We start from the raw sequence: 20,404 nt of genomic DNA on the forward strand, positions 1-20,404 counted from the left end.
AAGTGAGCACGACCGCCGAAAAGCTTGCCGATCTGCACGAGCGGCTCGAGCTCGCCAAAGAGCCCGCGGGCGCGAAGGGCATCGCGAAGCGGGCGCACAAGGGCATTCCCAGTGCCCGCGACCGGATCAACCAGCTGCTCGATCCCGGCACCTTCGTCGAGATCGGCGCGCTGGTGCGTAAGCCCGGCGACGCGACCGCTCTCTACGGTGACGGTGTCGTCGTGGGCCACGGCAAGGTCGAGGGCCGCCCGGTGGCGGTGTTCTCCCATGATCAGACCGTCTACGGCGGTTCGGTCGGTGAGGCGTTCGGTCGCAAGCTGTGCGGCCTGATGCAGTACGCCTCCAAGGTCGGCATCCCGCTGGTCGGCATCAACGATTCCGGTGGCGCGCGTGTGCAGGAAGCGATCAGCTCGCTGGCCTGGTACGCCTGGATGGCGACCAACCTCGAGCCGCTGTCCGGCATGGTGCCGCTGGTCTCGGTGATCCTCGGCAACTGCGCCGGTGGCGCGGTGTACGAGCCGATCTGCACCGATGTGGTGGTCGCGACCGAGTCCGCGCACATGTTCGTCACCGGCCCGAAGATCATCAAAGAGGTCACCGGCGAGGACGTGAGCCTCGAGGAACTCGGCGGCGCGCGCACGCAGGCCCAGTACGGCAACATCCACCACGTCGCCAAGGACGAGGAGGCGGCCTTCACCTGGGTGCGCGAGTACCTGGGTTATATGCCGAGCAGCTGCCAGGAACTGCCGCCGGTGGTGAATCCGGGTCTCGAGCCGGAGATCACCGACTCCGACCGCGAGCTGAACACGTTCATGCCCGACTCCGACAACGCGGGCTACGACATGTACGACATCCTGCTGCGCATCTTCGACGACGGTGAGTTCAAGGAGATCAGCGCCGACACCGGCCAGAACATCATCACCGGTTACGCCCGCATCGACGGCCGCACCGTCGGCGTCGTCGCCAACCAGCCGATGTCGGCGGCCGGCGCGCTCGACGCCCGCGCCTCCGACAAGGCCTCGCACTTCGTGCGCCTGTGCGACGCCTTCGAGATCCCGCTGGTCTTCGTCGTCGACACCCCCGGCTTCCTCCCCGGTGTGGAACAGGAGAAGGTCGGCGTCATCAAGCGCGGCGGCCGCTTCCTGTTCTCCTACGTCGAGGCCTCGGTCCCCAAGATCACCCTGGTGGTCCGCAAGTCCTACGGCGGCGGCTACGCGGTGATGGGCTCCAAGCAGCTCGGCGCCGACATCAACCTCGCCTGGCCGACGGCCCGCATCGCGGTCATGGGCGCCGAGGGCGCCGTCAGCCTCCTCGGCGCCGCCCAGATCGCCGCCGCCCCCGAAGACCAGCGCGCCGCCATCCGCCAGAACCTCATCGATTTCTACAACGCCAACGTCGCCACCCCGTGGGTGGCCGCCGAACGCGGCTTCATCGACGCCATCATCGAACCGGCCTCCACCCGCCTCGAACTGCGCCGAGCCCTGAAACTGCTCCAGGACAAGAAGATCCAGCGCAACCCGCGCAAGCACCACGTCCTGCCGCTGTAGATCGAACCCGAACGGGCCGCCACGGAAAACTCTCCGAGGCGACCCGTTCGTTCAGTCTGGATCAGATTATCCCGAGGTCGATCTCCACGGGAAAGGGAGCCGAGACATCGACCGCTCCTGTGAACATGTCGCCGGTCCGGTATGACCCGGTCGCCGGGTCGAGAATGTAGGTACAGATCAGCGGGACACCGTTGGCCGCCTGCTCGATCCGCCAGTAGAAGGCGATGCCCGCCTTCGCGTATTGGTCCACCTTGACGATGCGGTCGGTGGTCTCCGAGCCGGGCGAGACGACCTCGACGACCAACAGCACGTGTTCGGGCCGGGTCGGCGTCAGGTCGATCGTATCGGCGCGATAGACAACGACATCGGGTCGCCGATTGGTGAGCGGAACATCCTGGAGTCGGACGTCGAAGTCGGTGTCGGCATTCCAGTCCGGTCCGGCCGCGGCGTCGAGCGCGTTGGCAAGGATCCGAGCCAGCCGGTTATGCCGCTTGGACGCACTGGGCCTCACAACAACCATCCCGTCCACGATCTCGATGCCCGCACACTGCTCCTCGGACCAGGTGTCGTACTCCGCAGCCGTGATCTGCTCGTGCATCCACGCGGGGGCGATGGCAGTCATGGCGCTCCTTCCGGACATCTTCGAGCGGTCGGCGAACCCGCTGGACCAAGTCTAATCGTGTGACTTGGAAGCTCGAAGGAATGACCCGTTACCGCCGGTAGTTCGGGTTCGGGTTGTACCCGGCGCCCGGGTGCGGTGCGGGCGGTTGGTTCTGGGGGTGTGGCGCGTAAGCGGGTGCGTTGTATCCGGGAGCTTGCTGCGGCCACTGGCCCTGGGGTTGCGGCGACCCGTACGGAGCGGGTGCGGCCTGCTGCCATTGGCCCTGTGCCTGTGGCAGTCCATGCGGGGTGCCGGCGGGCGGGAAACCCCGCGGCGCGGTAGCGGCGCGGCGAGCCCGGCGCGAACGAAGATTGCTCCGCAGCCAGAACGCGGAGCCGATGCTCATCACGGCGCCGCCGCCGATCAGCATCCACCCGGTGCGCTTGTTCTGGGCTTCTTGTTCGGCGGCGTCACGCTCCACCGACGAACCCTTACTGGTCGTCACGCAGATCTCGCGCGCCGACATCGCCTTGCCGTCGCAGTCGGCACCGCTGTTGAGCGTGACGATTCCGCCGAAAACGAGGAAGGCGCCGAACACTACGCCCAGCGCCGAGTAAAGAAGGTCTTTCACGTATTCCCCCAAGAACTTTGAACAGTCGAAACACCGTACCGCGTGCGCTGCAACACCTTCACGATCGCATCGGTGACGACTCGATAATCAAAAAACGGGCCGCCACCGAGGAATTCGGTGGCGGCCCGCCGCACTGCGTCGAGAAATCAGGCGACAGAGGCGGATTCGATGATGACGTCGTCGACCGGGACGTCCTGGTGGGGGCCGGCGCTGCCGGTGGTGACGGCGGCGATCTTGTCGACTACCTCGAAGCCGTCGGTGACCTTGCCGAAGACGGCGTAGCCCCAGCCCTGGCCCTGGGGGGCGGAGTGGTTGAGGAAGGCGTTGTCGGAGATGTTGATGAAGAACTGCGCGGTGGCCGAGTGGGGGTCGTTGGTGCGGGCCATCGCGACGGTGTACTTGTCGTTCTTCAGGCCGTTGGTGGCCTCGTTCTGGATCGGCGCCTGAGTCGGCTTCTGCTTCAGGCCGGGCTCGAAGCCGCCGCCCTGCACCATGAAACCGGGGATGACGCGATGGAACACGGTGCCGGCGTAATGGCCCGAGTTCACGTAGTTCACGAAGTTGGCGACCGTGTTCGGCGCGGCCTGGTCGTCCAACTCGAGCACGATCGGTCCGTAATTGGTTTCGAGATTCACCTTGGTCATGGAGTCGAGTCTAGGGCGAACCGCCGAGCGTTCTGGCAGGTGCTGCACGGTCGGAGTGCCGGGCCGAAAGCCTCGGGCGTAAATCTGCTGGTGATGAAGGTCAGCTCGCCAGCGCGGAGAGTTGGCCGGTGTCGCCGCCGAGCAAATGGCGGGCGCGTACCAAATGATCCGCGGCGGCGATGATTCGGTCGTAGCGCGTGGTTGTGTCGGGGATGCCGTAGTGCTCGGCGAACCACCGCGCGGCTTCGGTCCATGAGTACAGCGCGTAACCGTCACCGCTCATCGGCGCGGGGAAGCCGCCCGGCCCGCGATCGCCATTGGCGAGTCGACGAACGCTTTCGTATGTGCGACCGGTCCTGGCTGCGATCGTTTTCAGGGTCACCAGGTTCTCGGTGCGCACGCCCACGACGGCGAAACCGGCGGTCTCGACCTGGCCGACAGCACTGATAATGGCCGATGCCAGGGAGTCATCATCACGATGCAGGTGCAGTAGAGGGGTCGTGCGTGGGCCGAACTCGGGAGTTGAATCGTCGAGCCCCGCGTCGTAGAGCGCGTCGAGGTCGTCATCGGTTGGCGTGTGATCGAGTACCAGCGTGAATTCATGGCGACCCATGACGATTCCTTTCAATCGGTCGACCAGATAGCAATCGTGTCACCGCTGGAACGGTGGCGGACGACGCCCCAGCGGTGTCCGCGGTGGATTTCTTCGACCTCGAAACGATCGAGGTCGAGCTCTGCGAGGGCCGTATTGATTGCCTTTTTCGGATGCCGCCCCCTGCTGACCATGTGGTGTGACTATGCACCGATGGTGCATAGTCACACCAGCTATTTTACCGACTCGGCGTGCGACCCCTCACAAGTACCGAGGGACCGATAGCATGTCGAACCGTGCCAGACGCCGCTACAGCCGTTCTTACCAAGCCTCCTGCCGAACCGGTGGCCACCGCGAAGGACTTCCGGATCGCGCGATGGATCGCGATCGTCGCCGGGATTCTCGGTGCGCTGTTCGCGGTGGCCACGCCGTTTCTTCCGGTCACCCAGACGACCGCGCAACTGAACTGGCCGCAGAACGGCACGCTCGCGAACGTGGCCGCACCGCTGATGTCGCAGGTGCCGATCGACCTGAATGTGTCGATCCCGTGTTCGGCCGTGGCGACGCTGCCGGAACAGGGCGGCATGCTGCTGGCGACCGCGCCGCCACAGGGCGATCGCGCGGCCCTGGAGGCGCTGTTCGTGCGCGTGTCCGATACGGCCGTCGATGTGGTGGATCGCAACGCGGTGGTCGCCTCGGCGGACCGGTCGGCGATGGACGGGTGCTCGGCGATCCGGATCAGTTCCGATCAGAACCGCACGAGTGCGGAGTTCGTGGGGCTGAGCAAGCAGGTCGAGCGGCCGGTCGCCGGTCAGCCGGGCGTGGTGGAAACCGTGCAGGTGCCCGTGCAGGGGCAGCTCGCCGGTGACCTGCGGCCCCAGATCGTCGGCGTGTTCACCGATCTCGAAGGCGCGGTGCCGCCGGGTCTCTCGCTGACCTCGACGATCGACACCCGCTTCTCGTCGAGCCCGTCGCTGATCAAGCTGGTGGCGATCATCGCGGCCGTGCTGTGCACCCTGCTGGCGCTCGGCGCGCTCGGTCGTCTCGACGGCAGTGACGGGCGTGGGCACCGCCGCTTCCTGCCGCGCAACTGGCTGAAGCCTACCTGGGCCGACGGCGCGGTGGTCGGCACGCTGCTGGTCTGGCATTTCGTCGGCGCCAACACCTCCGACGACGGCTACATCCTGTCGATGGTGCGCGTGGCCCCCGACGCGGGCTATATGGCCAACTACTTCCGCTGGTACGGCGTCCCCGAGGCGCCGTTCGGCTGGTACTACTACGTCATCCAGGTGTTCGCCGAGATCTCCACGGCCAGCCCATGGGTGCGCGTGCCCGCGCTGATCTGCGCGATCCTGTGCTGGATGGTGATCAGCCGCGAAGTGGTCCCTCGCCTCGGCAATGCGGTGAAGCGCTCTCAGGTGGCGCTGTGGACCGGTGGACTGGTGTTCCTGGCGTTCTGGCTGCCCTTCGACAACGGTCTGCGCTCGGAGCCGATCGTCGCCCTCGGCGCACTGCTCACCTGGGTTTCCATCGAACGCGCCATCGCCACCGGCCGCCTGCTGCCCGCGGGTATCGCGGTGCTGATCGCGGCGTTCACCCTCGCTGCCGCGCCCACCGGCCTGATGTGTATCGCCGCGCTGCTGGCCGGTATCCGGCCGCTGGTGCGGATCATCGTGCGCCGTCATCGCGAGTTCGGCACGCTCGCGCTGCTGGCTCCGATCGCGTCGGCGGGCGTGCTCGTGCTCACGGTCGTCTACGGCGACCAGACCTTCGCGGGCATCCAGGAAGCCAACCGGGTGCGTCAGGCCACCGGCCCGAACCTGGCCTGGTACGAGGACTACCTGCGCTACTACTACATGTTCGTCGAGACTGTCGACGGCTCGCTGGCTCGCCGTTTCGCCTTCCTGGTGATGCTGCTGTGCCTGTTCACGACGCTGCTGGTGCTGCTGCGCCGCCGTCAGGTGCCGGGGATCGCGTCGGGTCCGACCTGGCGTTTGATGGGCATCGTCTTCGGCACGATCTTTTTCATGATGTTCAACCCCACCAAGTGGACCCACCACTTCGGCGCCTACGCGGGCATCGCGGGTGGGCTCGCGGCGGTGACCGCGGTGGCGGTGTCGCAGAGCGCGCTGCGGTCACGCAAGAACCGGGCGATCTTCCTGGCCGGATTGCTGTTCGTGCTCGCGCTGTCGTTCTCCGGCATCAACGGCTACTGGTATGTGTCCAGCTACGGCGTGCCGTGGTTCGACAAGACCATCTCGCTGCGCGGCGTGCACTCGAACACGGTGATGCTCATCCTGTTCGGCGTGGCATTGGCCCTGGTCGGCTGGTACGCGCTGCGCGAGGACTATGTGCGGCCGGTGCCGTCGGCGAAAACCAAGCGCGGCAGACGGATCCGCAAGTTCGCCGCCATCCCGCTCACCATCGTGGTCGGCCTGATGGTGCTGTTCGAGGTGCTCTCACTGGTCAAGGGCGCGACCCAGCAGTACCCCGGCTACTCGCTCGGCCGCTCCAACATCGACGCGTTGAGCAACAACTCGTGTGGCCTGGCCAACGACGTGCTGGTCGAACCCGACCCGAACGGCGGCAGGCTCGACCCGATCGTCGACCCGGCCCGTCCGTTCACCGACCCCAACGACCCGCTCGCGGGCACCGGCTCGGTCGGGTTCACCCCCAACGGGGTGCCGAGCGACCTGTCGGCAGACGCGGTCGAGGTGAAGCCGGGCACCGGCAACACCAGCAACCAGTCGGTGGGCGCGGCCTTCGCCGAAGGCGAGAGCGCGGGCACCGGCGGCGGCGAGGGCGCACGCGGCATCAACGGTTCGACCGTGGCGCTGCCGTTCGGCCTCGACCCCGCTCAGACCCCGATTCTGGGCTCCTACCAGGAGGGCATGCAGCAGCCTGCCCACCTGGAATCGGCCTGGTACGGTCTGCCCGCCCGCTCGGACGACTCGCCGCTGGTCGTGATCAGCGCGGCCGGTCGCATCGCCTCCAAGGACGACTCGGGCTCCGACAAGTACGGCCAGGCGCTGTTCGTCGAATACGGCACCCGCAACCCCGACGGCAGTGTCACCACGCTCGGCGCTTACCAGCCGCGCGATATCGGCCCCGCCCCGTCGTGGCGCAACCTGCGGGTGCCGCTGGCCGACCTCCCGGCCGAGGTGAACGCGGTACGCGTGATGGTCAACGACCCGATCCTGATCGGCGATCAGTGGCTGGCGTTCACCCCGCCTCGGGTGCCCAAGCTGCAGACTCTGGACACGTTCGTCGGCCGTGACCAGCCGGTCCTGCTGGACTGGGCCGTCGGCCTGCAGTTCCCGTGCCAGCGTCCGTTCGCGCACAAGAACGGCGTGGCCGAGGTGGCGAACTACCGGATCCTGCCGGACCGTCCGCTGGCGATCTCGTCGACCGATACCTGGCAGGCGCAGGAGTTCGGTGGTCCGCTCGGCATGACGCAGATGTTGGCGAGCCGGGTCACCATCCCGACCTATCTGAAGGACGACTGGGCTCGCGACTGGGGCTCGCTGGAACGCTACGACCAGTACGCGCAGGCCACGCCCGCCGAGCTGGAGACCGGCACCGCGCCGCGCAACGGGCTGTGGAGCCCGGGCCCACTGCGGGTGTTCTGACCTCGGCCGGACAGTAAAAGGCGCGGATCACAGGATGTGGTCCGCGCCTTTGTGGTCGTATGAGGGACAGGAGTCAGACGTTGAGCATGCGACGGTTCAGGTCGCGGCGTAATACCTCTTGTGAAGGCAGTCTTTCCAGTACCCGCATTACGGCCGGTCGTAGTTCTTGCTTCTCGTCGTTGCTGAGCAACTCGACGAGATCTCGTAGATCCATGTCATCGAAGGCTCCTGTCATACCCACAAGGGTACGTGCTCAAACGTGCAGGCACAGGACCTTTACCATGTCATTTACAGGTGTTTCATCAAATCGAAACCCTAACGGGCACTGAAGGTTTCATGAGAGACCTGCGCCAATGCCCGGTCACTGCCCTTACGCTGCCAGTGTCCCTACGTAGTCCTACTGTGCCCGAATTGCCGGTTCTTTGGCGCGTCCTGTCTGATCGATCACAGTCACGCCGATCTTCGCGGGCGGTGCGGGCTGATACGGCGTGAACCGCTCCAGCGAGCCCCAGTCACGGCCGAGATCGTGGTCGAGATAGGTGGGCACAGTCTCGGCCTTCAACAGCAGATTTGTCCACCCGAGCGGGCCGCCGCCGATGTCGTCCTGCCAGGCGTTGGACGCGTCCGAACCGACCCTGTCGGGCATGATCCGCCACTGTGGGGCCTCCGCGACGCCGTCGTGGTGCTCGAACGGACGCTGGCAGGGGAACGCGAGGCCGACGTGCCAGTCGAGCAGCACCGGGTCCGTCCGGCCGACCACCGAGTCCAGGGTGGCCAGTTTCGGCAGGCGCGGCGGTGTGACCGCGAGCCACTGCTTGCCGGTGATGTCGTTGTCGGCGGCGACCAAGCGAACCGCGTTCACGCCGACGGGCAGCTGATCGATCGGCACGCGCAGGTTGCGCCACGACGGGGCGGGGCCGATATCCATCGGCGCGACCGAGCCGGTGACCTCGACGGAACCGTCGGGGGCGCGGGTGCCGTATTCCAGGCGCAGATCCTGGCCGTAGTGCACCACGCCGTCGGTATCGACGTAGCGGATCCGCCCGGCCGCGGTGACCACGAGGGCCTGATAGGCGGGATCGTCGCGCACGCTGTCGCCGAGGTCGACGCGATACCACTGTGAGGTCAGCTTCGCCTGCTGCTGCACGCCGTCCTGGAAGGAGCCGAGGACCGGTGTTCGGGCGGGGTCCAGGCCGAACGGCAGGGCGACGGTGCTGCCGTTGATGCCGGGTTCGGCGCTGGTGCCGCCGCCGGTGCCCGCGCCGGTGGTCTCGGTGGTCTTGTTGGCGGAATCGGTGTCGACCGAGTTGGCGCCGCCGACCACGGTTTCGTCGGCATCGGCGGTGAGATCGTCGGCGACGCCGTCCGGGGTGAAGCCGGTGGATTCGGCGTTCAGCCCGTCGGCGGGGGCGCCGGTGTAGGGGGTGAGCAGTGAGTCGGCGGTATTCGTTTCCACCAGAACGTCATTGGCGAGGCCGCACGTATCGCCCTGCAGCGAATTGATATTCGACTTCGCGATGGAATAGGCGGGGTACTGGGTGATGGCCCCCTTGGCCATCGACGCCACCTCGAACAGCACGAGCAAGGCAGCCGCGATGGTCAGCGGCATGGTCGCGAAACGATCGAAACGCCCGGTATCCGAAGGGGTTCGGTAGGGGTCGCGCAGGTGGAAATACAGCGCGACGAGGAGAGCGAGGATGCTGAGTCCGAGGAACAGGGTCGACACGCCCTTGCCCGCCACCATCGGCGCCTTGTCCCAGAACGGCACGCCGTAGCTGGACACGTACCACCAACCGTTGGAGCCGGTGAAGGTCATCGCGAGCAGGAACAGAACGGCCGCCGCGAACAGCGAGCGATTGCGGGGGGCGCGAATTCCGTTGGTGCCCACAGCCACCGCCGCCAAGGCCGCCAGCGAGCCCGCGAGGCCCGCGTAGACGCCGAAGTGGTGGGTCCACTTGGTCGGCGTCCACATCATCAGCAGGAGTGCCGCGAAGACGATGCCGAGGATGCGCACCGAGGGGCCGCGTGAGGTGCCGGGAATGCGGCCCTTGCGCAGGACCTGCAGGATGCAGACGAGCAGGCACAGCAGCATCACCAGGACGCCGAAACGGCGGGCCAGCGAGCCGTCGGGGGAGAGCATGAACAGCGAGTCCCAGCGGGTGCGCTCGTCGAACCAGGCGACGTTCGGGCCGACGAGAGTGCGGACTCGGGTGGCTTCCATGACGGTGGCCAGCGTCTGGTCGGCGAAGACGATGATGAGCACCAGCGTGCCCGCCGCGACGCCGGGGGCAAGGAGCGCGGCATAACGGAAGATCTTGGTGCCCAGTGAGAGTCGTTCGGGCTTGCGGCCGGCAGGCGCGGAACTCTGGTCGGCGGCGTCGACCGCATTGTCGGCGGCGATCCGGCGTGGTCGCAGACCTTGCGCGCGTTTGATGATGATCTGCATGACCGGGCGGGTGCCCGCGAGCAGCGCGGCGATGCAGATCAGTCCGGTCGGGCCTGCCGCCAGCGAGAAGGCGGCCACGAGGACGGCCAGGGCGGCGGGCAGCAGTCGCGCGGTGGCGATGGCGCGTTCGATGAGGCACCAGGTGAGCAGGGCGCCCGCCGCGATCAGCGGTTCGGGGCGAAGGCCGTTGTCGTAGGGGAGCCAGAAGGCGAGGAACACCAGCCCCGCCGTCCACAGCGCCACCTTGTCGCGGCGCACGCGAGCACCGAGGCGGGGCAGCACTTCTCGGCTGATCACGGCCCAGCAGACCAGTCCGGCGGCGAGGGCGGGCAGGCGCATCCACGGGCTGGCGTCGGAGACCTTCGTCATCCAGGCGAGCAGTTCGTAGGACCAGCCGAACGGGGCCTCCGGCACGCCGAACCAGCGGTAGTAGTTCGCCATGTAGCCCGACGGGCCCGACGCGCGCGCCATATTGAGGATGTAGCCGTCGTCGGAGGTGTTGGCGCCGATCACATGCCAGCCGAGCAGCGTAACGACCACCACCACGTCGGTGGGAGTGATCCGCCACCAGTGCCGGGGCAGGAAGCGCCGCGCGCGGCGGCCGTCGGCGGTGTCGAGCAGGTGCAGCGCGATCAACGCGAGCAGGGTGAAGACCCCGGCGCCGATCATCGCCACGAGTTTCAGCGTGGTCGGCGTCGAGGTGAAGCGGGAGTCGATATCGGCGTGCAGCCGGGCGCCGGTGAGGGCCGCCGCGTCGAGGTCGGTGTAGACGCCGACGATCTGCGGGCGCTTGTCGACGGTGACGGTGTTGCGGAACGGGGTGCCGTCCTGGCGCGCGGCGCCGATGAACTCGACGGTCGTCGCCTCGATGGTCGAGACGATGCTGATCCGCTCGCAACCGCCGATCTCGGCGATCGGCGCCGACAGCATCGGCACATCGCGCGCCTGCACTCCCACCACGCCGTCGCGCACGCTGACGCTCAGCCCGCGGTCGGCTTTGCCGGAGGCGACCGGAATCGTCGTCAACAGGGTGGTCGTGCTCGGGTTCTCCGCGCCGGGGCCGGGCAGCCCACTCAGCATCGTGCACGGCAGCTGCGCATCGAGCCGCTGCGGCACATACGACACCAGCGGTGCCTCGACGCTGGTCGCGCCCGCCTGCGGCCAGTCCAGGCTCGCGCGGTCTTGGCGCACCGGCAACAGCGGTGTGAGCAGGGCAAGCACGAACCCGAGCAGCCCACAGACAAGGGCGATCAGGCGGTATCGGGTGAACGCTCGTTCAGATCGGTCCGGTCGCACGGGGACTGATGCTAAAGCGTGCCGTCGCACTTTGGTGTGAGTGGTACGGCACCGCCCTTCTCGGGCGTCCATCGGTTCAGACAGCGGATGCTGGCCGAACGTCGGTTCCCACGTCATTCAGACCTGTTTCACCGACACGGAGGTGGCGGCCAGAGCGGGACTGTCGGTGGGCGTTGATGACCGGGCCTCCTGCTTGGGGGTCCCGGACCTGGGTGGCACGCTGTTCGGCCCAGGTGGCGAGATTGATCGCGGCATTCAGGTCACGATCGAGCGCGGCGCCGCACGTGTCGCAATTGAACACTCGCTCGTGCAGTCTCAGATCAGCGCGGGCGCAACCGCAGGTGGAGCATGTTTTAGAAGACGGGTACCAACGCTGCGCTCTCACCAATTCACCGCCGCGCCACTGCTGTTTATAGGTGAGTAGCCGGGCGAATTCGGCCCAGCCGGCATCGCTGATCGCGCGAGCGAGACTGCGGTTGCGGAGCATGCCCTGCACGTGGAGGTCTTCGATGACGAGCCGGTCGTGGCTTTTGACCAGCTGATTCGAAACCTCGTGCAGGAAATGGCGGCGGATGTTTGCGATGTGGTGGTGGTACTTTCCGAGCTGGGCAGCAGCCATCCGCCTGTTGCGTGAACCCTTCTCCTTACGCGTGACAGCTCGGGAGAGGTAGCGCTGCCGCCGCAGCCCACCCGTCAGGGGTTTCGGATGATCTGTGATCCGAACACGCTCTTCGCCGTCACTGGTCGCCGCAACGGCAAACGCGGACAGTCCTCGATCCACGCCTACCCATCCACCTGCATCACCGCTCGGCCGTGCAGTGTGCTGCATGGCGGGATGCGTGTCCGCGGCCTCCACAGTCACGCTGATCCACCATCGTCCGGCTCGCTGGCTGATCGTGGCGAACAGAATATTCGCCCGACCGCTTCCGAGAAGTCGCCGCAGGCGCCGGGTGTCATCGTGTACCGGAATCAGGCCGAGTCCCGGCAGTGTTACCGATCTCGGCCGCTGCCCGTCGCCGATACGGATGGTGGGCTTCTTGGGAGATTTATTGCGCAACCGGAACGAAGGCAGGCAGTGGCCTTTCCGCTTGAATCGGGGATGCCCCACCCGGGGTCCAGCGCGTTTGTGACGTCGGGAGTCCGTCCATGCTTTCAGCGCCCGGCCGCAGTCGACGGCTGATTCTTCGAATACCTGCTGACAAACGCTGTTCCGCCAAGCCAGCCCGGTGGCCGTGACATCGGCGCTACCTGTGCTGTCGACGGTGATGACGCGGCCCGCATGCACGGTCTTCTTCCATGCATTGAAGACGTTGATCAGATCGAATCCAGTCCACGGCACTGGCACAGCGGCCTGCCGTTTGTGGGCACGTCGTGCAAGCAAATGCAGTTGCAAACATTGGTTGAACGCGAACCTTGCCGCGCCCGCATGCCGAACAAGGCTGTTCAGCTGCTCGACCGTTGGATCGAGGCAGTAGCGGAAGGTGGTGTGCCTGCTCATGACAGCGGTCAGCCTGCCATAGAGCACTGACAGCTATCCGGTGCGGCGGTCGGCCCAGTCGAGCTGGGTTCGGGCCCAGTCGGGGATCTCGGTGTCGGGGCGCGGGAAGGCGGTGAATTCGGCGCGCAGGTCGTCGGCCGAGACCTCCGGCATCCAGTCCGCGACGGCGACGGTGGAGTAGTTGGTCTTGTATCGCGTGGGGCCCGCGATGAAGATCTCGGCGCTGAGCCAGGCCCCGGTCTCGGGGTCGTAGGACATGCGCTTGTGATCGGTCAGGTATTCGAGCACCTCGGTGGGCGGCATCAGGTTGGTGACCGTTCCATTGCGCTCTTTGATCTGTACCCCGGCGACGGTCTGCTCGCCGACCTGCAGCGACCACAGCAGTGCGAATTTCTGGCCGGGCGCGAGCAGGGCGATGGTGGCGTCGATGACGACCCGTTCGATCGCGGCGAGTGAGTCGAGCTGCTCGCGCGGTTCGGGTTCACGGCCGAGACGTTGCGTCCGTGTCAACAAAAGATCGATCCGCTCCGGTCGGTTGAGCGTCATAGCTATACCTCTGCATCCGTACCGATCAGCGCTACCAAAACCTGATTTCGGTCGGCCGAACTTCCAACATTTCGCAGCGTACTCGCCCCGCGACACCGACCGCGCGGTTTGTTGACACTGACCGGACATATTGTGGTCTATCGAGCTCCCGCACACCAGTAGCTATCGGGTGTCGATAGACACAGGGTCGATGCCGTCACACCGCGGGGATCGGCTCACGCCGCCGATGCGCGCAGCGCGAACCAGCCATCGCGCGGGTCGGCGAAGCCGTGATAGACGAGGGGAATGCGCTGGTCGATCGCGAAATACCGATAGACGGCCTCCATCGCCTGGCGGACCGAATGCGCCTGGAAATCATCGATGCGGCGCACGCCGATGCGTCGTTCGGGCAGCATCGCCAGCCGGGTGAGCTCGGCCGGATCGTCCACATCGAGCCCCCACGGCGCGGGTTCTTCGATGAGATGGTCGTGCAGAACCTCCCGCGCGACCGGCGGATCGTGGCGCGGACCGGAGAACGCGACCTGCTGCGCGCGAGCGAGCCCACGCGTATCCAGCGGCGTGCGCACGGCCTGGATCAGGTCGATCAGTTCGGTGTCGGGGGTGGGTTCGAGTATTCGCCCGGCGACCGGGGCCTGTTCGAGCAGGTGCATCATCTGCCCGCCCAGAACCAGCGGTTCGGGCACCAGGAAAACACTGATGCTCGGGCAGGAGCAGTTCAGGCCGGTGAGGCACACCCTCGTGTGCAACGGATCGGACATACGTCCTCCTCCGGTAGCGGGTCGCCGGGACCCGTGACGTGCAGGATCTGATTCCAACAGCCGCCGATGGGGTTGTGCCGCTCCGTCGGCGACGACCGTGCCGCACCCGTCAGTGTAGTGCCGTAGGGCGGGATGAACACCTGGTTCCGGCACGGATCGGACACGATCGGCACCGCGTCACGGTGCGACCGATTCGGTGTAGCGGCGGGCCAGGGTGCGCAGGTGCGCGACCAGTTCCGGCGGGCCGTCGACGCGGAAATCCATCATCAACATGCTGAGGTAGATCGCGATCGTCTCCATCGCGTCGGCGCCGGTGAGCAGCACACAACTGTGCTCGTCGATGGGCTCGACCACACCGACCGCCGGGTTGATCCTGGCGATGACGGACTCGGCCGGTTCGAGGACGGTGACGCGGGCGTGCACCCGCCAGCCGGTGGACGCGATGTGGCGCATGACGAAGGCGACGAGGTCGTCGTCCGGGAGTGCGCGCGGGGCGAAGACGCGAGCGCCGGCCTCGGCCCGGGTGATCCCGGCAGCTGGGAGGGCCGTCCAGTCATGGGTGTTCATGCTGTAGGCGACGAGGTACCAGCGGCGTTGCCAGTTGATCAGCCGGTAGGGCTCGAGCTCTGTGGTGCCGTCGGATGTTTCGACGGTGACGGCGGTGGTGCGGCGGACGGCGTCGGCGAGGGTGGTGAGGATGCCCGTGGCGACCGGTGCGTCCGGTTCGCGTGAGCCGGTGGTGGCCGGGCCGATCTCGGTGGCATCGCGCAGTGCGGAAACCTTGCGCTGCAGGCGTTTCGGGAGGATCTGTTCGATCTTGCGCAGTGCTCGGGTGAGCTGCTCGCCGATGTCGGAGACGGCGAGCGAGCCGTCGTGGGCGACAGCGATGGACAGCGCGACCGCGACGGCTTCCTCGTCGTCGAGGAGCAGCGGCGGCATGGTCGCGCCTCGGCCGAGGCGATAGCCGCCGATCGCGCCCCGTTCCGCGTGCACGGGATAGCCGAGTTCGCGGAGTCGCGAAATGTCGTTGCGCACGGTGCGTTCGGTGATGTCGAGTCGCTCGGCGAGTTCGCGGCCGGTGTAGCCGCGGTCCTGCAGCAGGGCGAGCAGACGCAGGACGCGCGGGGTTGTCGCAGCCATTTTCCACCTCGGAGAAAATTAGGAAAGAAATGAGCCTAATAGGTTTCTAGGCTGGAGTCATCACCGAAACGAAAGGCACCATCATGAACAGCACCGCAGCCCTCGAAACCGTCTGGCGCGACGTGGTCGCCACCTCCTACCAGGCCCTCAGCGACGCCGTCGCCGGTATCGCCGACGACCAGTGGGACCTGCCCACCCCCTGCTCGGACTGGACCGTCACCCAGGTCATCCAGCACGCGGCGGGCGATCAACTCGCCTACGCCGCTGCCCTCGGAGTCGGCCCCGGCCCGTCCTACAACCCCTTCGACCCCTCCGGCGCCATCGACGGCACCGCCGCCGCGCTGGTCCGCGAAGCCATCGACCAGACCGCCGCGGCCTGGGCCACGGTCGCCGCCGCCACCGCCACCGTGCCCACGCCTCTCCCGCACGGCGATCTCCCCACCCCCGTCGCCGCCACCCTCGCCGCTCTCGACGCGGCGGTGCACGCCTGGGACATCGCGATCGCCACCGGTCAGCCGTCGCCCCTCACCGACGAACTGTCGGCCCACCTTCTCGCGGCCGCCCGCACGATCCACCCGGCCCCCGGTTCGGGCGCCGACGCCGAGATCATCGAACCCCTCCGGCAGTGGGGCGCCTACGCCCCGATCGTCGAAGGACCGGCAACCACGCCCACCGCCGAACTCCTCCACTATCTCGGCCGCACCGCTGCGTGAACGGGGATCGGCCGAACGTGGCCTCGGATCAGCGCACGGTAATCAGGGTGAAGGGACCGATCTCGGTGGCGGTGAAGGCGGGATCGGTGAACAGGGACTTGGGGAACGACACCGTGTAGCGCTTGACGTTCGGGTCGTTCGGGTAGACGTCTTCGGCCAGGCGCAGGGTGTAGTTGTCGCCGTCGTTGCGGAAGAGGAAGGCGTCGGGGGCCCGCCACGGCGACTTCGACAGTGCTTCGACCAGGGCGGGGGAGTCGGGGAGCTTGCTCCAGTCGGCGATGGTGGCGGCGCGAGCCTTGAAGTCGGACAAGGGGTTCGCGTAGTGGGAGGTGAGGGCCTGGAAGCCCCAGTAGGGGTAGAAGGCCAGGAAGGTGGTGTCGGCGGTGAGGACAACGGATTCGTCGCGGGGCCTGCCGGTTCGGGCCAGGATGGCCTCGTCGACGGCGTGGTAGTACGCGACCGCGGAGGGCTTGCGCTTGTCGGCGCGTTCCCCGTAGGTGCCGTCGGCGTTCGGGACATCGGTGGGCACGGTGTCGGTGTAGGCGGTGTCGATTTCGTGGGTGAGGACGGTGGGGATCATCTGGGCGAAGGCGAGAGCGCCGAGGACGGCGATCGCCGCCGCGGCGGTTCGGAAGGGGGCGGGTTCGTTCAACGCCTGGTAGACGGCGGTCGCGCCTTCGACGAAGCCGAAAACGCCGGCGGCGGCGAGCAGTGCGAGCAGGACCGGCTCGAGTCGGAAGGACAGCAGGGTCGTGCCCGCCGCGGTCGCCGCCATCGAGAGCAGCGTCCACAGATAGATCGATACGACGCCGATGCCCAGTGCCTGTGCGCGCCTGGATGATCCGGCCCGAATCACCAGCCACAGCACACCGAGCAGGCAGAACGCTCCGCGCAGGGAGAACTCGAGCATCGGGAACGCGAGCTGGGCGCCGGATTCGGGCAGGTAGTGGAAGGCGTTGCCGGACGGCAACTTCGCGCCGGACAGCATCTTCAGCAGATACGGCGTCCACACGACGAGGGCCAGCACGACGGCGATACCGCCGATGGCCGCCAGCCTGGTCAGCGGCGCGATCGCGGCACGCCACGCGGGCGACGCGCTGCTCGAAGTAGCTCCGGCGTCAGTGGCCGCCGAGTCGGCCCGTGCTCCGCCGACCCGGTGTGCCCGACGCCCGGCTGCCCGCTGCGAGTAGACCGCGAACCCGGCCGCGACCACCCCCATGATCACCACGGTGAACGCCGCGATCGCCAGATACAACGTGTAGAAACACGCGGCCACCCCGAGGAACACCCCGGTTCCGAGCACCGCGCCCCACCCGCCGGAACGACGATGCAACGCACCCCACGCCAGTACCAGCACCGGCGGAATGAACACCACGAGCACCGCGCCATACGCCTCCGGCGAGGCGTAAGCCAACGTCATCGCCGTGACAGCGGCAGCCGCCCCCACCGCCATATCGGCCCGCACCAATTGCATCCACAACACCAGCGCCACCGCGGCGGCAATGGCGAGCAGCCCGATCGCGTACGGCTTGAACACTTCCCAGCCGTCCAGGCCGAGCACGTTGCCCACGCGCCCGCCGATCCAGAACCACCCGGCCGGATAGAACGGCGGCAGATCCACATAGGTCATATCGCGCAGAGCGGCGCTGTCGGTGAGCCGCGTCAGATACTCGGTCCGGAATTCCTGATCCACCGAGACACCGAACAGGTACAACTTCGTCGCGGCCAGCGGCATCCCCAGCGTGACGGTGACGAAGCTCGAAATACCGACCCAGGACAGCAGTTTCGCCGCCACCGGCCACTTCCGCAGGCGGATCAACAGCACCGAGACCACCAGCAGCGCGATCGCAACGACCTGGCCCACCGTGGTCAGGGCGCGAGTCACATGGGAGGAGTTGAACGCGGGCCACTGCACCGCCGAGAACGCGAACAGTCCCACCGCGGCGACAACGAGTGCCACCACCGCGGCGGCGACCCCTTCACCGACCCCGGTCCAGATCCTGCGCCCCGCCCGCACCTCGTCATTGGTCGTCATCGGCGCGCAATCCTCCGGCTCCACTGTGCTCCACGGTCCGGGCCAGCCTAGTGGAGCCCGAACGCAGAACTGCCGCACCATCCGGGGATGATGCGGCAGTCCGAAACGCAGTCGATCAGATCGGGAGCTTGCGGAAGATCGGGCGCGGCACGTGGCGCAGGGCCGACATCAGGAAGCGGGCCTCGCCGGGGGCCCAGACGATCTCGGTGCCCTTCTCCGAGGCGGCGACGGCGAGCTTGGCGACGTCTTCCGGGTCGACGGTGAGCGGGGCTTCCTTGGAGCCGGTGGCTTCCCAGTGGGCCTTGGTCGCCGAGGTGCGCACCTGCATCGGGCGGATGACGGTGACGCGAGGGCCGAAGGGGCGCAGCGCTTCGCCGAGACCGAGGTAGAAGCCGTCCAGGCCCGCCTTGGTGGAGCCGTAGACGAAGTTGGAGCGGCGAACGCGCTCACCGGCCACCGAGGACATCACGATGATCCGGCCGTGGCCCTGTGCCTTGAACTTGTCGCCGACCAGCACGCCCACCGAGACACCGGCGGTGTAGTTGATGCCGACGGTCATGACCGCCTTGCGCTGGTTCTGCCACAGCTCCTCGGCATCGCCGAGCACGCCGAACGCCACGATCGCGACATCGACGTCACCCGCGGCGAACGCCGAATCGACGACCTTCGGGTGCGAGTCGGTGTCGAGCGCGTCGAAGTCGATGACGTCGACCTGGGTCGCGCCTGCGGCCTTCAGCGTGGTGACGGCGTTCTCGAGCAGCGGATCGCCGGGCAGGTTCGCCAGGATGACCCGGGCCGGGCTCTTGCGCAGGTACTCGGCGCAGATCGCGAGACCGATCTCGGAGGTGCCACCGAAGAGCAGGATGGTCTGCGGGTTGCCAACTGCGTTGATCACTGGAGCTCCAGCCTCCTGGCCATATCGGACATGAACACGCCATTCGGGTCGACGCTGCGGCGGACCTTGATCCACTCGTCGATCCGCGGGTACATCTTGTGGAACGCCTCGGCGGAAGTGCGTGAGTCCTTCGCGGTGTACAGCCGCCCGCCGAACTCCATCACGCGCCGGTCCAGATCGGTGACCAGCTCGTTGAGGCCCTTCTTGATCGGGAAGTCGACGCAGATGTTCCAGCCCGGCATCGGGAAGCTCAAGGGAGCCTGGTTACCCGGACCGAACAGCTTGAACACATTCAGCGCCGAGTAGTGCCCGGACGCCTGGATGTCGATGATGATCCGCTTGAATTCTTCGACGGCCTCGGTCGGCACCACGAACTGGTACTGCAGAAAGCCGTTGGAGCCGTAGCCGCGGTTCCACTCCGAGATCATGTCGAGCGGGTGGTAGAACTGCGTCAGATTCTGCACCTTGCCGGTGTAGTTCCCGCCCATCGCGTAGTACGCCTCACCGACGGCCGACAGCGTCAGCTTGTTCATGGTGAAGTTCGGGAAGATATCCGGCACCGTCATCAAGTGGGGCGCGTCGAACGCGAGCGGCTTCTTCTGCAGCTTCTTTGGCAGCTCGTCGAGCTTGGCGAGGCGTCCTCGGGTGATCGTGCTGCGACCGAGCTTGGGCAGCGGGCTGATCACGTCGAACCACGCGCTCGAGTACGTGTAGTCCGCTTCGCTGCCGTCGCTGTGTGCCGCGATCGTCTCGTCCAGCGTCGAGGTCTTGACGCCGTCGTTGAGGAAGTACGCGGTCTCGGTGGGCGCCATCTCGATGGTGGCGCGCAGGATGATGCCGGTCAGGCCGTTGCCGCCGACAGTCGCCCAGAACAGCTCGGCGTCCTCGGTCGGCGAGATCGTGCGCACCGCGCCGTCGGCGGTGAGCAGGTCGATCGAGCGGACGTGGTTGCCGAAGCTGCCCTCGCTGTGGTGGTTCTTGCCGTGGATATCGGAGGCGATGGCGCCGCCGATGGTCACCTGGCGAGTACCGGGTAGCACGGGCACCCACAGACCGAACGGCAGCGCGGCCTTCATCAGCTGGTCCAGGCTCACACCGCCGTCCACCTCGACCATGCGCGAATCGCGGTCGATGCGGTGAATGCGGTTGAGCGCGGGCATGTCGATGACCAGCCCGCCCGCGTTCTGGGCATGATCGCCGTACGAGCGGCCTAGGCCACGCGCGATCACGCCGCGTCGCAGATGCGCCGGCTTCGAGTCGTTGTCCTGCGCCACCATGCTCACGGCCTTGGCGATCAGTTCCGGATCGCTGGTCGAGAGCACTTCGGCGGAGGTGGGTGCGGTGCGACCCCAACCGGTGAGCTTGCGGGTGCGCGTGGGTAGCGCGAACGCGTCATCGTTGGTGGTCGAAATGTTCTCAGACATCGGCTAAGA

The 20,404-nt window shown here is 67.0% G+C and carries 16 protein-coding genes; 3 read left to right on the forward strand and 13 right to left on the reverse strand.

Annotated features, from left to right (window positions below):
* The first annotated feature begins 2 nt into the window (after nt 1–2).
* Nucleotides 3–1,547 (forward strand): acyl-CoA carboxylase subunit beta, encoded by a 1,545-nt coding sequence (locus OHS03_RS29015; protein WP_062989442.1) that lies wholly within the window; start codon nt 3–5, stop codon nt 1,545–1,547.
* A gap of 61 nt (nt 1,548–1,608) precedes the next feature.
* Here OHS03_RS29015 and OHS03_RS29020 read toward each other — a convergent pair whose 3' ends face one another.
* The 4 genes from OHS03_RS29020 to OHS03_RS29035 all read right to left on the reverse strand — a co-directional run bounded on the left by OHS03_RS29020 (nt 1,609) and on the right by OHS03_RS29035 (nt 4,036).
* Complete coding sequence (locus tag OHS03_RS29020; RefSeq protein WP_328658442.1) at nt 1,609–2,169, reverse strand: Uma2 family endonuclease; 561 nt, start codon at nt 2,167–2,169, stop codon at nt 1,609–1,611.
* Nucleotides 2,170–2,257: 88 nt separating this feature from the next.
* The gene (locus tag OHS03_RS29025) at nt 2,258–2,779 is read right to left on the reverse strand and encodes a hypothetical protein (RefSeq protein ID WP_328658444.1); all 522 of its coding nucleotides are present in this window, start codon (nt 2,777–2,779) and stop codon (nt 2,258–2,260) included.
* Nucleotides 2,780–2,925: 146 nt separating this feature from the next.
* Nucleotides 2,926–3,423 carry a peptidylprolyl isomerase gene (locus OHS03_RS29030; protein WP_056822265.1) on the reverse strand — a complete coding sequence of 166 codons (498 nt, stop codon included), beginning with the start codon at nt 3,421–3,423 and terminating at the stop codon, nt 2,926–2,928.
* A gap of 100 nt (nt 3,424–3,523) precedes the next feature.
* Nucleotides 3,524–4,036, reverse strand: coding sequence for a hypothetical protein (locus tag OHS03_RS29035; RefSeq protein ID WP_328658446.1), 513 nt, complete (start codon nt 4,034–4,036; stop codon nt 3,524–3,526).
* Between the two features lie 275 nt (nt 4,037–4,311).
* Between OHS03_RS29035 and OHS03_RS29040 the strand changes: the two genes are divergently transcribed.
* Nucleotides 4,312–7,644: an arabinosyltransferase domain-containing protein gene (locus tag OHS03_RS29040; protein ID WP_407942420.1), complete on the forward strand. Its 3,333-nt coding sequence runs from the start codon at nt 4,312–4,314 to the stop codon at nt 7,642–7,644.
* A gap of 73 nt (nt 7,645–7,717) precedes the next feature.
* Here the strand turns inward: OHS03_RS29040 and OHS03_RS29045 are convergent, their stop codons facing one another.
* The 6 genes from OHS03_RS29045 to OHS03_RS29070 form a co-directional block, all read right to left on the reverse strand.
* Entirely contained in the window at nt 7,718–7,879 is a 162-nt protein-coding gene (locus OHS03_RS29045; RefSeq protein WP_156677619.1) for a hypothetical protein, read from the reverse strand.
* A 162-nt stretch (nt 7,880–8,041) separates the two neighbouring features.
* The gene (locus tag OHS03_RS29050) at nt 8,042–11,386 is read right to left on the reverse strand and encodes an arabinosyltransferase domain-containing protein (protein WP_328658449.1); all 3,345 of its coding nucleotides are present in this window, start codon (nt 11,384–11,386) and stop codon (nt 8,042–8,044) included.
* 76 nt (nt 11,387–11,462) lie between these two features.
* The gene (locus OHS03_RS29055; protein WP_328658451.1) at nt 11,463–12,884 is read right to left on the reverse strand and encodes an RNA-guided endonuclease InsQ/TnpB family protein; all 1,422 of its coding nucleotides are present in this window, start codon (nt 12,882–12,884) and stop codon (nt 11,463–11,465) included.
* Nucleotides 12,885–12,917: 33 nt separating this feature from the next.
* Nucleotides 12,918–13,430: a hypothetical protein gene (locus OHS03_RS29060; protein WP_328658453.1), complete on the reverse strand. Its 513-nt coding sequence runs from the start codon at nt 13,428–13,430 to the stop codon at nt 12,918–12,920.
* 215 nt (nt 13,431–13,645) lie between these two features.
* Nucleotides 13,646–14,188, reverse strand: a complete 543-nt coding sequence (locus tag OHS03_RS29065) for a hypothetical protein (protein ID WP_056822254.1) — start codon at nt 14,186–14,188, stop codon at nt 13,646–13,648.
* 177 nt (nt 14,189–14,365) lie between these two features.
* Nucleotides 14,366–15,328, reverse strand: coding sequence for a helix-turn-helix transcriptional regulator (locus tag OHS03_RS29070; RefSeq protein ID WP_328658455.1), 963 nt, complete (start codon nt 15,326–15,328; stop codon nt 14,366–14,368).
* Nucleotides 15,329–15,411: 83 nt separating this feature from the next.
* On the opposite strand from OHS03_RS29070, the gene OHS03_RS29075 reads away from it, so the two are divergent.
* Nucleotides 15,412–16,041, forward strand: coding sequence for a TIGR03086 family metal-binding protein (locus tag OHS03_RS29075; RefSeq protein WP_328658458.1), 630 nt, complete (start codon nt 15,412–15,414; stop codon nt 16,039–16,041).
* Nucleotides 16,042–16,069: 28 nt separating this feature from the next.
* Here the strand turns inward: OHS03_RS29075 and OHS03_RS29080 are convergent, their stop codons facing one another.
* The 3 genes from OHS03_RS29080 to dprE1 all read right to left on the reverse strand — a co-directional run bounded on the left by OHS03_RS29080 (nt 16,070) and on the right by dprE1 (nt 20,395).
* Nucleotides 16,070–18,076 (reverse strand): galactan 5-O-arabinofuranosyltransferase, encoded by a 2,007-nt coding sequence (locus tag OHS03_RS29080; RefSeq protein ID WP_328658460.1) that lies wholly within the window; start codon nt 18,074–18,076, stop codon nt 16,070–16,072.
* Nucleotides 18,077–18,191: 115 nt separating this feature from the next.
* Nucleotides 18,192–18,971, reverse strand: coding sequence for a decaprenylphospho-beta-D-erythro-pentofuranosid-2-ulose 2-reductase (gene dprE2 / locus OHS03_RS29085; RefSeq protein WP_056822241.1), 780 nt, complete (start codon nt 18,969–18,971; stop codon nt 18,192–18,194).
* Nucleotides 18,968–20,395, reverse strand: coding sequence for a decaprenylphosphoryl-beta-D-ribose oxidase (gene dprE1, locus OHS03_RS29090; RefSeq protein ID WP_056822239.1), 1,428 nt, complete (start codon nt 20,393–20,395; stop codon nt 18,968–18,970). Before dprE1 ends, dprE2 begins: the two co-directional genes overlap by 4 nt.
* Nucleotides 20,396–20,404 lie beyond the last annotated feature (9 nt).

Origin of the sequence: Nocardia salmonicida (genome assembly GCF_036142455.1) — a bacterium.
Classification (GTDB): domain Bacteria; phylum Actinomycetota; class Actinomycetes; order Mycobacteriales; family Mycobacteriaceae; genus Nocardia; species Nocardia salmonicida.

Excerpts from the sequence above, each read along its gene's own strand:
- dprE1 (WP_056822239.1), bottom strand. The coding sequence starts at position 20,395 with ATGTCTGAGAACATTTCGACCACCAACGATGACGCGTTCGCGCTACCC.
- OHS03_RS29055 (WP_328658451.1), bottom strand. The coding sequence starts at position 12,884 with ATGAGCAGGCACACCACCTTCCGCTACTGCCTCGATCCAACGGTCGAG.
- OHS03_RS29035 (WP_328658446.1), bottom strand. The coding sequence starts at position 4,036 with ATGGGTCGCCATGAATTCACGCTGGTACTCGATCACACGCCAACCGAT.
- OHS03_RS29045 (WP_156677619.1), bottom strand. The coding sequence starts at position 7,879 with ATGACAGGAGCCTTCGATGACATGGATCTACGAGATCTCGTCGAGTTG.
- OHS03_RS29070 (WP_328658455.1), bottom strand. The coding sequence starts at position 15,328 with ATGGCTGCGACAACCCCGCGCGTCCTGCGTCTGCTCGCCCTGCTGCAG.
- OHS03_RS29065 (WP_056822254.1), bottom strand. The coding sequence starts at position 14,188 with ATGTCCGATCCGTTGCACACGAGGGTGTGCCTCACCGGCCTGAACTGC.
- OHS03_RS29060 (WP_328658453.1), bottom strand. The coding sequence starts at position 13,430 with ATGACGCTCAACCGACCGGAGCGGATCGATCTTTTGTTGACACGGACG.
- OHS03_RS29020 (WP_328658442.1), bottom strand. The coding sequence starts at position 2,169 with ATGACTGCCATCGCCCCCGCGTGGATGCACGAGCAGATCACGGCTGCG.
- OHS03_RS29030 (WP_056822265.1), bottom strand. The coding sequence starts at position 3,423 with ATGACCAAGGTGAATCTCGAAACCAATTACGGACCGATCGTGCTCGAG.
- OHS03_RS29075 (WP_328658458.1), top strand. The coding sequence starts at position 15,412 with ATGAACAGCACCGCAGCCCTCGAAACCGTCTGGCGCGACGTGGTCGCC.
- OHS03_RS29080 (WP_328658460.1), bottom strand. The coding sequence starts at position 18,076 with ATGACGACCAATGACGAGGTGCGGGCGGGGCGCAGGATCTGGACCGGG.